Here is a 15,418-nt window from a genome sequence, read left to right on the forward strand (position 1 = left end):
GTGCTCCTTTCAAAGCTGTATTTTTTAAATAAAATTCATGGGTTCTGCATCAATAGAAAGTTTTAAACCACGAGCCGTTGCTCGTTGTGTATCGGTTAAAATTTCTTTCAATAATGGTTGAAGCATTGGTTCTTGCTTATACTTGATAATCACTTGATAAAAGTAACGATTATTGACACGCATGATTGCGTTGGGCGTTGGTCCCAACAAAATGGCTTGCGGTGATAAACCTTGTTTTAATTTCGTCGCAATTTGAAACATTTGTTTCGCTGCTTCATTTTCTTCAGGATGGCTAGCCGTAATTTGGACCGTAAAATAGTACGGCGGATAATCCCCACGATGACGAATATACATTTCTTTTGTATAAAAATCTTCATAATCTTGGGCTTTTGCCAATTGTATCGCATAATGCTCGGGGTTAAAAGATTGAATGATGACTTCCCCAGGTTTTTCAGCGCGACCAGCTCGGCCGCTGACCTGTGTCAATAATTGGAAGGTCCGTTCACTGGAACGAAAATCGGGTAAATTCAAGGCAGTATCAGCATTTAACACACCGACTAACGTCACATTTGGAAAATCCAGTCCTTTGGCAATCATTTGTGTGCCTAATAAGATATCCACTTGTCCTTCACCAAACGTTCGCAAAATCTTTTCATGCGCACCTTTGCGACGGGTCGTATCAACATCCATTCGGAGAATACGACTGTCTGGTAATAATGTTTGTAATTCTTCTTCTACTTTTTGTGTGCCTGTTCCGTAGTAGCGAATTTTATCTTGGCCACAGTTGGGACAGCGATAAGGAATCCGTTCTTCATGTCCACAATAATGACATTTCATTGTTTTGCTATCCATATGCAAAGTTAAGGAAATATCACAATTCGGACACGGTAACACATAGCCGCAATCGCGACACATCACAAATGACGAATAGCCACGGCGATTAAGTAGGAGAACACTTTGTTCGTTTTTCTCTAAACGTTCTTGGAGTTTTTCTTGCAACGACATGGAAAAAGAAGAGACATTGCCATTTTCTACTTCTTGCCGCATATCCACTACATCAATCGTGGGCAAGGTTGCCGCTTGATTGGCACGCTGTGTTAATCGTAACCGCTGATAAACATTTTTTTGTGCGCGAGCACGTGATTCCAAGGACGGCGTGGCACTACCTAAAACAACAGGGCAATGATGGTACTCCGAACGCCAAATCGCTAAATCTCTCGCGTGGTAGCGGGGGGTTTCTTCTTGTTTATAACTTGCCTCGTGTTCTTCATCAATAATGATCACACCGATGTTTTCGATTGGCGCAAAAATGGCAGAACGCGCGCCAACCACCACTTCCGCTTCTCCTCGTTCAATCTTCCGCCACTCATCGTATTTTTCACCTTGCGATAAGCCACTGTGCATTACAGCAACATGTTCGCCAAAGCGACTTTTAAAGCGTTGCACCATTTGCGGAGTTAAAGAAATTTCAGGGACAAGCATAATGGCTGTTTTGCCTTGGTTAAGAACTTCTGCAATGACCTGTAGATAAACTTCTGTTTTCCCACTTCCTGTAATACCTTCCAATAAGTAGGTTTGACTTTGCTGTTCTTGGACCGATTGTAAGATTGTTTCCACAGCCACCTGTTGTTCTGCATTCAAAGATAACGCAGTCGTTTTTTCAAACGTCTGATTGGCAAACGGATCACGATACGCTTCTTTTTCAATGAACGTTAACCAGCCGTTTTTGGCCGCTTCATTTAAAAGTGCGGTACTGAAACCTAATTCTTTCATTTCCTTCACGGCGGTGACTTTTTCAGTGCCCAAGCGTTGTAAATAGTAAAGAAGTTGCTCCTTCTTCTTAGCTCCCTTGCGTAAACCCAAACGAATTTCCTCTAATTGTTCAAATTCCTTAGCAGCTTGAATAAAGCGGACCATTTTGACTTTATTTCTCGTCGTGACTTCGTAGCGAATATCGACTTTTTGCTGTTTACGCAACGCCATTAGTTGAGGCAAAAGCCCACGTTCTTGGGCTTGATCCCACGAAATTTCCTCTAAACCATAAAATAACTGATCTTGTAATTCTTCAGAAAGCTCATCAGTTAAATAAATATATTTTTGGTAATCGGCACGCATTACGCTAGGCAACATGGTTTGCAAACAAGTGATTTTAAAGGCAAACGTTTTTTCCTTCATATAATCAGCTAAAGCCAACATTTCTGTATTTAAGACAGGTTTTAAGTCCAATACCGCCACTAGTTCTTTCAACTGAACGTTGGTTTCGTCAAGAATCGTTGCAGCCATTGGTTCAATGGCTAAAACAAACCCTTGTACATGTCGATTACCGTTACCAAAAGGCACTTCTACACGCATGCCGACAGCCAATTGCTCATTTAAATTTTCAGGAACTAAATAAGTGAATGGTTGATCGGTTTGCATCGTTGGTACATCCACAATAACTTTGGCTACTTTTTGCATGGTGCGTCCTCCTTTTTATGTAAATTCTCTTTGCCTATTGTACTAAAGATTGACTGATTTGTCTTGTGTGTCTCGTTGGCACCTTTCAGAATAAACGAAGAGAAAGCCTCTGAAATAGACAGACGGCTTTCTCCATTCGTTGACAATCATTCAATTAATTTTTTTCGTCACGTAAACGGTTTTCTAATTCTTTTTGTTCTTGTTCACGTTGGCGTTTGCGTTCTTCACGTTCAATGCGTAGACGTTCGCGTTTTTCTTCAGGATTTGGATCACTGATCACTGTTCCTGCTTCGATTTCTTCTAACGCACGACCTACACTTTTTACAGAATCAAAGGATTCAACGGTTGGTTGAACGCCTTCATCTAATTCATGCGCACGTTTGCTTGCTAAAATAACCAAAGAATATTTTGAAGGGACTTCTTTTAACAATGAGTCAATTGACGGTTTTAACATCATAAGGCTACATCTCCTCTAACATTTTAATATATTTTCCAATTACACGGTCAACACGGAAGTGCTCACTCGCGATAATGTCTTTAATTCGTTGCACGGCTAAAGGAACTTCATCATTCACTACCGCATAATCATACAGCGCCATCATTTCGATTTCTTCTCTAGCCACAGCCATTCGTTCTTCAATCACAGACATTTCGTCTGTTCCGCGGCCAATAATTCTTGATTTTAATTCCGCTAAATCGGGGGGTGTCAAAAAGATAAATACGCCATCAGGCACTTTGTCTTTGACTTGTTTAGCCCCTTGGACTTCGATTTCTAAAAAGACGTCTTTGCCTTCATCTAGCGTCTGGTTAACATACGTTAATGGTGTCCCATAATAGTTACCAACATATTCCGCATATTCCAACATTTCACCAGCTTCAATCATCGCTTCAAATTCTTCTCTTGAACGGAAATAGTAATCTACTCCATCCACTTCGCCTTCTCGCTGTTTCCGAGTGGTCATTGAGATTGAATATTGAAAATCATTTTCTTCACTGTCGAAAATAGCCTTTCTTACAGTTCCTTTCCCCACTCCTGAAGGACCTGACAATACGATTAATAACCCGCGCTCTGACATAACGACTTCCTTTCAAAACATAATTTCACAGTATTAGTTCTATTTTGCACTTTTTTTCTGCAATTTTCAAGGCTTTCTTAGAGATTCACTGAAAAAATAACATTTCTTCTTTAATTTGGCTTTCATAACTTGTTCTTTTTTTAAACAAATTATCTAGAATTCCTATACAGACAGCCATTTTTTAAGTAAAATAAAGTGATGACTCCTTTAGGATGAAAAAACGTGAATAAGAAAGGACTGAGAAACATCGCACGAATTAAACCATTTACATTGTTTCTGCTAGGCTTAGTCGTCAGTTGTGGGGCATTTTTCGCCCAACCTACTGTGACTCATGCAGAAGAAGATATTACCGCGATTGCTAAAAAAATGGGGACGACCCTGAAAGCGGATGGCATTCCCAAAGCAGCTATCGTTGTTGATGCCGATTCTGGAGAAATTCTCTGGTCGCAACAACCAGATTTAGCGTGGAATCCTGCCAGTATTGCCAAAGTGATGACTATGTACTTGGCCTTTGAAGCAATGGAACAAGGAAAATTTACAATGGATACCACTGTGACTGCTACGCAAAAAGATGTCGATATTTCTAAAATATATGCCATTAGTAATAACAAAATTACGTTAGGTGTTGCTTACCCAGTCCGCGAACTATTAAAAATGATTGCTGTCCCCTCTTCTAATGTGGCGACTCTCATGTTGGCAAATTTAATTTCAGGGAACCAGCCTACTGAATTTGTTCATTTAATGAATCAAAAAGCGGCCGAATTAGGGATGACAAACACTACCTATTACAACTGCAGTGGAGCGCAAGCAAGTGCCTTTAATGGCCTGTATCAAATGCAGGGAATTGACCCAAATGGCGATAACGTCTCTACAGCTAGAGATTTAGCTTCACTAACTTATCATTTTCTGAAAAATTATCCAGAAATTTTAGAAATCACCAATAAGCCAGTGGTGAAAACAATGGTTGGTACGCCTTACGAGGAAACCTTTGAAGCGTACAATTATTCTTTGCCAGGCGCTAAGTATGGCTACCAAGGCGTGGATGGTTTAAAAACAGGCTCTAGTCCAACAGGCGGGTTTAACTATATTGCGACTGTCAAACAAGGAGATTTCCGTTTAATTGAAGTCATTTTAGGCGTTGGTAATTGGCAAAACCAAGATGGTGAATACGAACGGCATGTGGCTGGGAATGCTTTGCTAGACTATGCCTATACAACGTATGAACGCAAAAAGCTTTTAGACAAAGGACCACAAACCATTGATCACAAAAAAGTCACTTTGGCTAACGATTTATACGGTGTCGTTCCCAAAGGCAGTCAGCCTACTTTTAAATTAGTAGCAGGGCAGGTGCAAGTCGACACGCCCTTGACCTTGTTAAATAGTACTGTTCAAGCGCCTAAAGTGGCTTACCAAGAAGTTAAGCCAAAACAAACAACAGCTGAAGCTGCGGAAGAATCAAACGAACATTCTGGGGATACCACCGTTGCAGAACCGAATCATTTTATTCCCAAATCGATTGCCACAAGTGTTTTAGTCCTTTTCGGGCTGATCTTCTCAGTAATTACCCGTCAGCTTCAAAAACGTGTAGAACGTCAGAAAAAACACGGCAAAGAAAGCAGTAAAACTGCATCCATGCGGACAATCTTTTTAAGTGCCGCAGTTCTTTCTTTCCTATGCGCCGTTGGCTTGTTTCTTTTATTCTAATTTTAAAAAAAATACCACCAAGCGTGAAATGCTTGGTGGTATTTTTTATAAGCCCATATTAGAAAGCGTATTGACCACGTTCATCAATTCATCGCGACGACGAACTTGTTTGTCGACAGGGCCGTCGACTTCTTTCACGTCAATGCGAACAACAAAGTGACGATTTAAGGTTACAAACGTGTCTTCGTTAATTTGGATATTTAATTCTGTTTCAGAATAGCTTGCACAAGCATCTTGCCAGACGTCAAATGGTTCTCTGTCTGAAGCGACTTCTGTTTTTACCACAGAACGACCACTTAATTCTTGAAAGGTTACATCATAAAATTTAGTCATTGCTTTCACCTCTGTCATTTATTCGTTACTTCTATATTATAGCGTTTTCTGGAAAAACACGAAACCATTTTCTCTATTCGACATTTTGAATTTGTTCGCGAATCTTTTCTAAGGTTGTTTTCATTTGAACGACACTATTTTTTATTTCAATTGGACTTGATTTCGAACCAATCGTATTGACTTCACGGTTCATTTCTTGAATTAAGAAGTCTAGTTCTCGTCCCACTGGTTCTGTTTCATCAAGCAACTGATGCAATTTATCAATATGGATATCCAAACGATCCAATTCTTCATGAATATCGCCTTTTTCCAATAAAATGGCCATTTCTGTTAATAAACGTGTTTCATCCACTTGGCTCCCTAACCATTCGTTTAATTTCGCTTCAAAGCGCTGACGGTATTCCTGTTCAAAAACGTCAACAAATGCTTGTAGCTCTTGAATTGATTGGGTCAACACTGCTACATAGTCAAACAGGACTTGTTTAATTTGCGTTCCTTCTTGCACCCGACTTTGGTCAAGACTAGCAATGGCTGCTTCAAATACTTGAACAAGAAATGTTTCAAATGTCTGATCAACGATTTCCGCTTCCACTATTTCGACAAAATCATTTTGCTTTAATAAATGGTTAACCGTAATCCCTGCATCAAACGTTGCTTCCGGATAGTTTTTCTTTAAATGTTGATCCACCGATGTTAACAATTGATCAATTAAGTCCCACTGCACCCGCACTTCTTTTTGATTGTTGCCGATTTTTTGGAGATTTACATAGACTTCCACACGTCCACGTTTTAACGTGCGTTTGATTACTTGCCGAATCGCCAGTTCATAGGCATTCAGTTCCTTTGGCATACGCAACTGAATATCTAAAAACCGCTGGTTGACACTTTTGACTTCGATATCCAATTGATAATTTTCATTTTGAATGGTCTTTTTTCCAAATCCAGTCATACTTTTCATTGACAGGGTGCTCCTTTTACATGGATTTAATTGTTTTGCTTAATTCAGCAAATTCTTCGTTGGTTAAGGTGATGCCTTTACCCATTTTTTCGTGATCAGGGGCCCATTCACGCAAATCAAATTTTGGTGGACGACCATTCCAACTAATTAAATTCAATTCTTTACGCCAGCCACGAGCATTCTCAGATAACACAGCGACTTCTTCTAAAATTTCATATGAAAATTCTTCTTTCATAACATTCACTCCTTGTTAGTATTCCTTAGGTTATTGTACCATCTTTTCCTCGACACTTAAAATACACATCTCTTTTCTATCACCCTGTCTATATAAACATACGCAACTTTTTCAAAAAATCAGTAAAAAAAAGCGGCGACTGCTCGTTTCAATGGTGTCAGTCACCGCTTCTCTGTCTATTCTTTTTCTGTATAAAGATCCACTACTTCAAAACTTTGGCAAACTAACAGCATGTCGGGATAAAATTGTAACTGATAGGGGGCCAATTCTTCTTTAAAGAACCGTGCATGCTCTTCATACCAATAATCCAACGTCAAATCTCCTTCACCTTCCGCTTGCGCAAAAGATTCTGAGACCTTATTCATGGGCATAATTTCAACTTTGGTTGTTCGAATAATAGCTAGCGGTTGAGACTGGCCATCTAAAATTATGTCGTATTGACCAGCTTGCGGGAGTTGTTCTTCTTCCATCTTATAAATATCTAAAGAAGAACATGTCGCTGTTTTACGACCAGAAACAACCAATTGACCCAAACGATTGCCCATCTCAGAAGAGCCATCACCAAACATCCAAACATCAGGCATCAACATATCTAATTCATGTTTATCTAAAAAGTTTTGCCAGAACACTTCTACATTTTTTAACATTTCTTTGCTCTCCTTTTTATTTTTACTTCACGCAACCTTCTTTCACTAATTATACATAACTGATTGCTTTTCTCCTATACTATTTTTACAAAATGAAAACTAAAATAATGTCAGTAACGTTTGGCCATAAAAAATGGGCTAAGTAACAAAACTTAGCCCATTTTTTATTTTGACTGTCGTTCTTTGATTTTCGTGAGTAAAGTTTGAACATGCTGGCGTGCTGAAGCTTCATCTTCTTGAAGCATCTTTTCCGATAAAATAAAGGAGCCGCCCACTGCTAACACTTCTTTCGCTTCCACATACTCTATAAAGTTTGTTTCATCAATCCCGCCAGTTGGTAAAAATTGAACATCATAAAACGGGCCGCTTAAACTTTTGATAGCTTTTAACCCGCCGTAAATATCGGCTGGGAAAAATTTAACCACTCGTAAGCCATACGCCAGCGCTCGCTGAATCTCCCCAGGCGTAGCTGTTCCTGGAAAAATAGGAACCTCCTTTGCCAGACAAAAATCAATGACTTCCGGAACAATCGCTGGTGAAACAATGAACTGTGCGCCGTTCGCTACTGCCTCTTGGGCTTCTTTCAAGGTTCTAACAGTTCCTGCGCCCACAATTAAATTCCCTGAAGCAGCAAGTTGTTTGATGGCAGGCAAGGCCAGCTGACTCCGAAAAGTGACTTCAATAAACGGTAATTCGTTTTCTACTAAGACTGATTCTACTTGTGGCAAATAGCGTAAATCTGTTGCAGTGTATAGTGGTAAAAGTTTACATGTCGCTAATTGTTGATACAGTTGATTTTTTTCAACTTTTGTTTCCATTCTGTCACTTCCTATTTTGTTTGGCTTTGGTTGCTTCGTACAGTCCTTGAATATAGGTCAACCCCATTGCTCGATCATATAAACCATAACCAGGCATCGCTGTTTCCTCCCAAATTGCCCGCCCGTGGTCAGGGCGAATAACGCCTTCATACCCTACGTCTACCAGTGCTTGCATTAATTCCGCCATATCTAACGAACCAGCGACACTAGGATGCGCCGTTTCTTCAAAACGATGCTTGCCTAAATACTTCACATTGCGGAAATGAACAAAATTAATTCTGTGACCTATTTCACGAATCATAGTAGGCAAATCATTCGTCGGGTCCGCACCGAGGGAACCTGTACAAAATGTAATCCCATTTGCTGGTGAGTCCACTAAGGAAAGGATCCGTTTCAAATCCGCTAAATTTTTGGTGATTCTTGGCAAACCAAAAATTTCCCAAGGCGGATCATCGGGGTGAATCCCCATTTTGATATTTTCTTCTTCACAGACAGGAATCACACGTTCTAAAAAGTAGCGCAAATTTTCGACCAAATCTTCTTCCGTTACGCCGGCATACATGGCTTTCAATTCTTGAAATTGTTGCAAACGCTCCTCTTCCCAACCTGGTAACCGGAAGCCTTTTGACTGACTGTGAATTAATTGATACATGTCTTCTGGCTGCATGTTCTCTACCACAGCTTGATCAAATAACAACGATAAGCTGCCATCTTCATTTTCATACGCCAAGTCCGTTTTAGCCCAACCAAAAATAGGCTTGAAACTGTAGCACACTAAGGAAATTCCGCATTTCCCCAAGTTACGCAACGTTTGGCGGTAACTATCAATATAGTGGTCTCGTTGATCCGTCCCCGCTTTAATGGCATCGTGAATAGCGACACTTTCAATTCCTAAAAGTGCCAATCCTTCTTGTTCTACCGATTGTTTAAGTGCCTGAATTTCGGCTACTGTCCAAACATCGCCTGGTAGTTTATTTAACAAGGTACCGACAACGCCAGTAATTCCTGGAATCTGTCGAATGTGTTTTAACGGAATGGCATCGCCTGCCGCTCCGTACCATCTAAATCCCCATTTCATTGCTTTCACCCTTTACTACATTCTTAAAAATCATCGTCCTCATCCTCTTCATCCTCAAATGAAGTCATAGAAATATCCCATGCTTGCACACTTTCTTTGCCTTGCGCAACAATCGCTTGCGCCGCTTCAGCAATCGGCGTGCCCAATAATTGATGGTTTATCGCTTCTAAGACCATTGGTAAGTTGGTGCCACTCACCACAAAGATTTTCTTTTGTAGTGCTGGTTCGAGTTCGTTAATCACCAAAACTGCCTGATTGTAAGGACTCGCACTTAATAAGTCAACCATGACCAACACGCCATCCCCTTGTTGGACATTTTCAATCGCTGTTTTAATTTGTCCACCTAGTGCTTGGACATCGTCTCCACTATTTAGATTAACGGTTTCGATATTTTCGGTTGTGCCCATAATCACGGTAGCTGCGTCTTTCGCACCGTCACTTAGTGCACCATGTGTAGCAATCACAATCCCTAACATAAAAGTTCCTCCTTCAATTCAGTGGCTTGAGTCATTACTTCAAACAGTCATGCAATGACTCAAGCGACTGGCCTTTTTTATAAATTAAATTTGCCTAAAACCTCTTTTAAACTAGTTTTTGGTGCAGAAGGCGTTGCTTGGAAATAAATATCTTCTACGCCGTACACCTCATGTAGTTCTTTTAATTTTTCGGCATCTTCTTTATTTAAATAAACAGATTTGGTTACTAATAAATCTTTTTCTGGATTCTTCTGTGCAATGCCGCCGATGTTTAACTCCTTCATAGGAACTCCGTGTTTTACTAAGTCATAAATCACAGCGACGGTTTTAGCGATTAAAATACAGTTGTACTCTTTGAATTGGTATTCATCCCAATAAAATTTAGCTTTTTCCGGCGTAATGACAATGGTTTTTTGTCCTGTCCGACTGCCTGCACTTTTGTATAAATCACGCATAAATTTATCCTTTGCCACCACTTCATCGACAACGAAAATGGAATTAACGCCACTTTTTTGGGACAAGGTCACCATCACTTGTCCATGAATTAATCGTTCATCTACTCTTGCTAAATTTACTACGCCCATCTGATTCACGTCCTTTTCTTTTTATAAAATACCGACTGTTGCTAAGACAATTAAAATACCTGTTAACCACAATAATGCTTGCGTAACTTTCAAGCCTTTTTTCGTATAGAACCAATACACGCCCATTACGACAGCTAGCGGTAAGAGTCCTGGGACAATCTGATCAAGAATATCTTGGACCACAAACTCACGGCCAGAAAGTTTAAATTGAAGGGTTGAAGAAACTTTGACATAATTACCAGCTAAAATCCCCATCATGAACAACCCTAAAACAGATAACATTTCAATGGCTTTTTGAATGCCAGCACTTTGCATTAAGCCTGTGGCATTCCGCCCCATTTTGAAGGATTGTCTCGCAAAGAAGACACCTAACAGTACTTGATAAAGAGCAAACGCCACAAAGGGGAAAATCGCACCTAATGCGCTACCTTGTTGCGCCCACGGCACCGCAATCGCAATAAAAATATATTGAACCGTGCCTGAGTCAATCGCATCACCAATCCCAGCTAACGCGCCCATCAATCCAGCTTTGGTGTTATACATTAAATCATCTTGCATCATGATTTCGCGGCCTTCATGTTCTTCTTTGGCCCGCTCTTGTTCCATGGAAGCCATCAACCCAGTAATGACCCCGCCACCCCAACTTAATTGCGTATTGAAAAACAGCAGTTGACGCATATAAGCGGCTTTTAATTGTTCATCGTCTTTATATAATTTCTTTAAAAGTGGCATCATTGCGTACAATAACGAAGGCGCCAAGTAACGTTCAAAGGAATGGGGAATTTCATTGGCAAAATGCCAACGGAGATAGGCTTTTGTAACATCTTTATTGGTAATTTCTTCTGGTGCTAAATTCGTTGTTTTCGGCACGACTTTTTCTGTTGTTTCCGTCATTTCAGTTCCTCCTTTTTCTTTTAAAACCCGTCATCGTAATCGTCATCATCATCAAAATCAGTGGTGGCACTCGCGGAACCAGCACTTTCTGCTACAGGTTTTCCTTTTTGAACTTGCACAAAAATTAACGCAATAATTACGCCAAAGATGGCATATGTTACCATGGTAATTTCCAATGACTTAAAGACAATACTCATGAAGTATGCAAGGAAAAAGAAAACCAAGAAATCTTTTCGACCAATGACATAGACCGTTGTCGCAATCCCAATTGCGGCTAAACCACCACCGACTACTTCTAACACGTGAATCACAACGGTTCCTTCTAATGCTTTAATAATATCGGCAATGACTGGTGCCCCTAAATAAAGAGCAAAAAAGACTAATGGAACGAATAAAATAAATGAGGCAATCGTTGGATACCAGATAATTGAGCGGGCAATTTTTTTAGAATTTAGTTCAGCTACCGCACGATCGGTATACTTCCCTAAAAACGTGTTAATAAAGAAACGGAATTGATATAAATAACTTCCTAAAAGACCGACAGGAACCGCTACGGCGATAGCCGCTTCTGGTTTCAAATTCCCTAGCAACGCAACTGGTACAGCAATCGCTGCCGCAATTGATGGTTCTGCTGGCATAGAACCACCTGGTGAAAAAACACCCATGTAAATCATTTGTAATGCTGCGGTGACAATCATCGCTTTCGGGACATCACCCATCACTAAACCTGCTACTAACCCTGTCATTAAGGGCGAGAAACGCAACGTTAACGTTGCTCCTCCTCCGAGCCATCTGGACATAATTGCTGCCACCCAAAGCGCCATTATCAAACTTTGTAAAACACTTAACGTTTCCATAGTTCCTCCTTCTTATCCTTGGTTTTGGATATACTTTTCTAGCTCTTCAATCCCTTGACGTAAACGTTCTTCCGAAATCTCAATAGGAATTAAATGAACCTTTTCTTTTGAATCAATAAATTGAACCATTGCATCGAGTACTGCTTCTTCTGGGTAAAGGCCCATTTGTCGTAACGACATGGGCAAGTTTAGCTCTTGATAAAAGGGGATTAATGCGTCTATGATGGCCCACCTTTTTTCCAATGCTAATTGATAGAAGATGCCGTAAGCTACTTTTTCGCCATGTAAATAGTCATGACTTTTGGGTAAAAATTTACTCATAGCATCATGCATGGCGTGTGCTGCTGCATTGCGGGCGTATTTGTCGCCAAAGCCGCCGACTAATCCGGAAACGGCGAAAACAATTTCTGAAAGATGGACAAATTCAGGCGTGAGTTTGCCCTCGTCCATCGCTGCTAAGGCTGCTTTCGAGTCCCGCATAATCGCTTCTTGCGAAAGCTTGGCGGTCGCTCCCGCTAATTGTAAAAAGGGTTCTCCTTGCAAATGGGCTTGGCGTAAAATGGTCTCTGATTCATACCATTTCGCTAACGTATCAGCTAAACCAGCGACAAAATAATCACGGGGCGCATCAAGCAGCAACTTAGGATCGGTGATTAAAAACGCAGCTTGGCGAAAGAAATGTTCCGTTTTGCCTTCGGCCGCGCCATTTTCTTGATACATCACAGCTAACGGTGTCCACGGCGCACAGTTACTAGCCAAAGTGGGGACCAAACCAAAATTCAGATTGTTTAAATGGGCGCTGTAGCCCACTAAATCGGCTAACTTACCGCCGCCGACTCCCACAAGAAAGTCAATCTGGTGTTCCTTTATTTGCTGTGAAATTTGTTCGGCGCCAAAATAACTACATTCTCCTGTGTAAGTGTGATAGAAAAATTGATACTCTGAATCTGCCAAGAAGGGCAAAAATGGCTGAGCTTTTTCAAAGGATACGGTGCCATGCACCACCAAAATTCGTTGGGCGTGATATTCCTTGAAAAGTGACGGCACCGAAGCTAAGGCGCCTTCGTGGTAACGATAAAATTGCGGTCCAACTTTCACTTTTAAATCAGTTAACATACTCCTCCTCCTTCTTAACTAACATAACGACTGACTTCTTGCACTGCCCGTTGAGGTAAAATACCTTGCACCACGTCTTCCACATCTTGCACGCATTTTTCTCCCATCGCTTGTAAGCATTCCATGGTATAAGCGGAGGTGTGCGGCGTCATTACTACATTTTCAAACGCAAGATAAGGATGATTTTTCCGACCTGGTTCCTCTTCTAAAACATCTGTCCCAAGCCCAGCAATTTTGCCCGATTCTAAGCCGGCAATCATGGCTTCTTCATCAATCAAGGCGCCTCGTGCGCTATTGGAAAGATAGACGCCGTCTTTCATCTTGGCAATTTCCGCCGAGCCAATCATGTGATAACTTTCTTCAGTTAAATTGGCACATAAACAAATGATGTCAGCTGAAGCTAGCAACGTATCTAAGTCTACTTTTTTGGCTCCATAACTTTGCAGATAAGTGTCAGATTTATAGGGATCATACGCTAACACGTCACAGCGAAATCCGTTTCGTAACGTCTCAACGACACAACTTCCTGTGTTCCCAACACCAATGACACCCACAGTTTTGTTAAATAACGTCCGACCGACAAAATTCGCTCGTTTTTCCCATTGATCCGCTTTAACGCTGGCATCTGCAGCCACGGTTTGCCGTAAAACAGCTAGTAAATTTGTGACATTGTTTTCCGCCACGGCATCTCGTTCTACTAAAGCCGGGATAATGGAAACAATTGTCTCGTGCTGTTTCGCAGCGTCTAAATCGATGTTGTTATACCCAATGCCATGGCGAGAAATCAGCAGCAATTCATCTTTATGTTCAAAAAACTCTTTCGTGAAAAATGGCGTCACGCTAGCAATAATAATCGTATATCCTTGTAAACATTCCGCTAACTCTTTGCCACCAATTTCACTGTCGACTGTAAAATGCTTCACGGTGCCTATTTTTTCTAAGCGCGTCAAGTGTTCGGGAAAAATTTGACCAAAACTACTGGAATTCACTATGGCAATTTTTTGTTTTTTTAACATGACTAAACTCCTTTACTGACTTTTTACGACTTCATGCCCACCAAATCCTTGTCGCAAAGAAGCGACCACTTTGTTTGAAAAATGATTCGCTAGCATACTTTCATTTCGAGTAAATAAGGACAACGCCGTAGTAGGGACGGGCATTTCCAAACGCAAAGCTTCTTCAATCATCCATTTGGCTTCGCCATTTGCTGCAACTTTCCCTTCTAGATTGGCCAACGTAGGATTTTCCGCAAAAACCTCTTTCGCTAAGCCCATCAAGCGAGCTTCAATAATCGAGCCGTGATTCCACACATCGGCTACTTTCTCCAACGCAAAATCATATTCGGCGGCTTCTAATAAATTGAATCCTTCGCCCATGGCTTGCATCATGACGTACTCGATCCCGTTATGCACCATTTTCAAATAGTGACCAGCTCCTGATTTTCCAGCATAAAGATACCCTTGTTCACAAGCTAAATCTTCAAAAAACGGGGTTAACACTTTGACAGCTTCAGGCGCACCGCCAACCATTAAACAGGCTCCTTCCCGCGCTCCTTTGATGCCACCAGAAGTACCACAATCAATAAAATAAATCCCTTTTTCCTTGGCAAGCTGAGCATTCGAGACACTATCATGAAAATTTGAATTGCCACTATCCACAATGATATCCTCTGGTGCTAATTGCTCTACCAATTCTGCCACTAATTGATTGGTAATCTGACCAGCGGGGGTACTTAAAAAAATCACCTTCCTGTTGTTAAGCGCTTTCAATAATTTCGGCAATGAATCTACAACGGAAAGACCCTGTTCTCTAGCAGTCGCTCTTGCTTCCTTTGTTACATCAAAGCCAATAATGGGCCAGCCTTGTTCGTGAACATTTAATGCCATGTTCAAACCCATTTTCCCAAGTCCAATAAAGCCAATGTCCATTTTTCTTTCACCTGCCTCTTTTGATACTTCAATCATAAAGGATAAAAAAAATAATGTAAACGATTACACTAATTAAAAAATATTTTTTATTTTTTAGCAAAAAACTTGCCTACTCAAAAGGTAAAACGTTTTTATTTTTAAGGAGCTTTCATACAAAAAACACAAGTAAATCTCTTGGTTTCACGTTCTTTTTACTGGCTACTTTCTTTAATTGATCGAAGGATTTTCAAGACTCCCTCATTTTTCAGAAAAAAGAT

Annotated in this window: 17 protein-coding genes; 1 reads left to right on the forward strand and 16 read right to left on the reverse strand. The window is 40.7% G+C overall.

Going from position 1 to position 15,418, the window contains the following annotated elements; translation table 11 throughout:
• Window positions 1–24 precede the first annotated feature (24 nt).
• From priA to gmk, 3 genes are all read right to left on the reverse strand, one after another.
• Window positions 25–2,457 carry a primosomal protein N' gene (gene priA, locus IGI87_RS12575; RefSeq protein WP_438737254.1) on the reverse strand — a complete coding sequence of 811 codons (2,433 nt, stop codon included), beginning with the start codon at window positions 2,455–2,457 and terminating at the stop codon, window positions 25–27.
• Between the two features lie 154 nt (window positions 2,458–2,611).
• Window positions 2,612–2,914 (reverse strand): DNA-directed RNA polymerase subunit omega, encoded by a 303-nt coding sequence (rpoZ, locus tag IGI87_RS12580; protein WP_002354916.1) that lies wholly within the window; start codon window positions 2,912–2,914, stop codon window positions 2,612–2,614.
• A 4-nt stretch (window positions 2,915–2,918) separates the two neighbouring features.
• A complete protein-coding gene (gene gmk, locus IGI87_RS12585; protein WP_002354915.1) occupies window positions 2,919–3,533 on the reverse strand; it encodes a guanylate kinase in 615 nt (204 codons plus the stop codon).
• A 222-nt stretch (window positions 3,534–3,755) separates the two neighbouring features.
• Here gmk and IGI87_RS12590 point away from each other — a divergent pair, with 222 nt between their 5' ends.
• The gene (locus tag IGI87_RS12590; RefSeq protein ID WP_113794662.1) at window positions 3,756–5,237 is read left to right on the forward strand and encodes a DUF1958 domain-containing protein; all 1,482 of its coding nucleotides are present in this window, start codon (window positions 3,756–3,758) and stop codon (window positions 5,235–5,237) included.
• Window positions 5,238–5,282: 45 nt separating this feature from the next.
• Here the strand turns inward: IGI87_RS12590 and IGI87_RS12595 are convergent, their stop codons facing one another.
• The 13 genes from IGI87_RS12595 to gnd all read right to left on the reverse strand — a co-directional run bounded on the left by IGI87_RS12595 (window position 5,283) and on the right by gnd (window position 15,197).
• Entirely contained in the window at window positions 5,283–5,588 is a 306-nt protein-coding gene (locus IGI87_RS12595) for a hypothetical protein (protein ID WP_002383233.1), read from the reverse strand.
• Window positions 5,589–5,643: 55 nt separating this feature from the next.
• A complete protein-coding gene (locus IGI87_RS12600) occupies window positions 5,644–6,528 on the reverse strand; it encodes a YicC/YloC family endoribonuclease (protein WP_438737257.1) in 885 nt (294 codons plus the stop codon).
• 16 nt (window positions 6,529–6,544) lie between these two features.
• Entirely contained in the window at window positions 6,545–6,763 is a 219-nt protein-coding gene (locus IGI87_RS12605) for a YdbC family protein (protein WP_002381076.1), read from the reverse strand.
• 176 nt (window positions 6,764–6,939) lie between these two features.
• Entirely contained in the window at window positions 6,940–7,410 is a 471-nt protein-coding gene (locus IGI87_RS12610) for an ASCH domain-containing protein (protein ID WP_113794664.1), read from the reverse strand.
• A gap of 164 nt (window positions 7,411–7,574) precedes the next feature.
• The gene (locus IGI87_RS12615) at window positions 7,575–8,228 is read right to left on the reverse strand and encodes a bifunctional 4-hydroxy-2-oxoglutarate aldolase/2-dehydro-3-deoxy-phosphogluconate aldolase (RefSeq protein ID WP_104854422.1); all 654 of its coding nucleotides are present in this window, start codon (window positions 8,226–8,228) and stop codon (window positions 7,575–7,577) included.
• 4 nt (window positions 8,229–8,232) lie between these two features.
• Window positions 8,233–9,306, reverse strand: coding sequence for a mannonate dehydratase (gene uxuA, locus IGI87_RS12620; RefSeq protein ID WP_438737259.1), 1,074 nt, complete (start codon window positions 9,304–9,306; stop codon window positions 8,233–8,235).
• A gap of 23 nt (window positions 9,307–9,329) precedes the next feature.
• Entirely contained in the window at window positions 9,330–9,782 is a 453-nt protein-coding gene (locus IGI87_RS12625) for a PTS sugar transporter subunit IIA (protein WP_002381074.1), read from the reverse strand.
• 77 nt (window positions 9,783–9,859) lie between these two features.
• Window positions 9,860–10,366, reverse strand: a complete 507-nt coding sequence (locus IGI87_RS12630; protein ID WP_024797226.1) for a PTS system mannose/fructose/N-acetylgalactosamine-transporter subunit IIB — start codon at window positions 10,364–10,366, stop codon at window positions 9,860–9,862.
• Window positions 10,367–10,387: 21 nt separating this feature from the next.
• Complete coding sequence (locus IGI87_RS12635; protein WP_002354903.1) at window positions 10,388–11,260, reverse strand: PTS system mannose/fructose/sorbose family transporter subunit IID; 873 nt, start codon at window positions 11,258–11,260, stop codon at window positions 10,388–10,390.
• 20 nt (window positions 11,261–11,280) lie between these two features.
• Window positions 11,281–12,117, reverse strand: coding sequence for a PTS mannose/fructose/sorbose/N-acetylgalactosamine transporter subunit IIC (locus IGI87_RS12640; RefSeq protein WP_002354902.1), 837 nt, complete (start codon window positions 12,115–12,117; stop codon window positions 11,281–11,283).
• Between the two features lie 12 nt (window positions 12,118–12,129).
• Window positions 12,130–13,233 carry an iron-containing alcohol dehydrogenase family protein gene (locus IGI87_RS12645; RefSeq protein ID WP_438737262.1) on the reverse strand — a complete coding sequence of 368 codons (1,104 nt, stop codon included), beginning with the start codon at window positions 13,231–13,233 and terminating at the stop codon, window positions 12,130–12,132.
• Window positions 13,234–13,247: 14 nt separating this feature from the next.
• Window positions 13,248–14,249, reverse strand: a complete 1,002-nt coding sequence (locus IGI87_RS12650) for a D-isomer specific 2-hydroxyacid dehydrogenase family protein (RefSeq protein WP_438737264.1) — start codon at window positions 14,247–14,249, stop codon at window positions 13,248–13,250.
• 12 nt (window positions 14,250–14,261) lie between these two features.
• Complete coding sequence (gene gnd, locus IGI87_RS12655; protein WP_438737266.1) at window positions 14,262–15,197, reverse strand: phosphogluconate dehydrogenase (NAD(+)-dependent, decarboxylating); 936 nt, start codon at window positions 15,195–15,197, stop codon at window positions 14,262–14,264.
• Between the last annotated feature and the right edge of the window lie 221 nt (window positions 15,198–15,418).

Origin of the sequence: Enterococcus sp. DIV1444a, from assembly GCF_051712125.1 — a bacterium.
GTDB lineage: Bacteria > Bacillota > Bacilli > Lactobacillales > Enterococcaceae > Enterococcus > Enterococcus faecalis.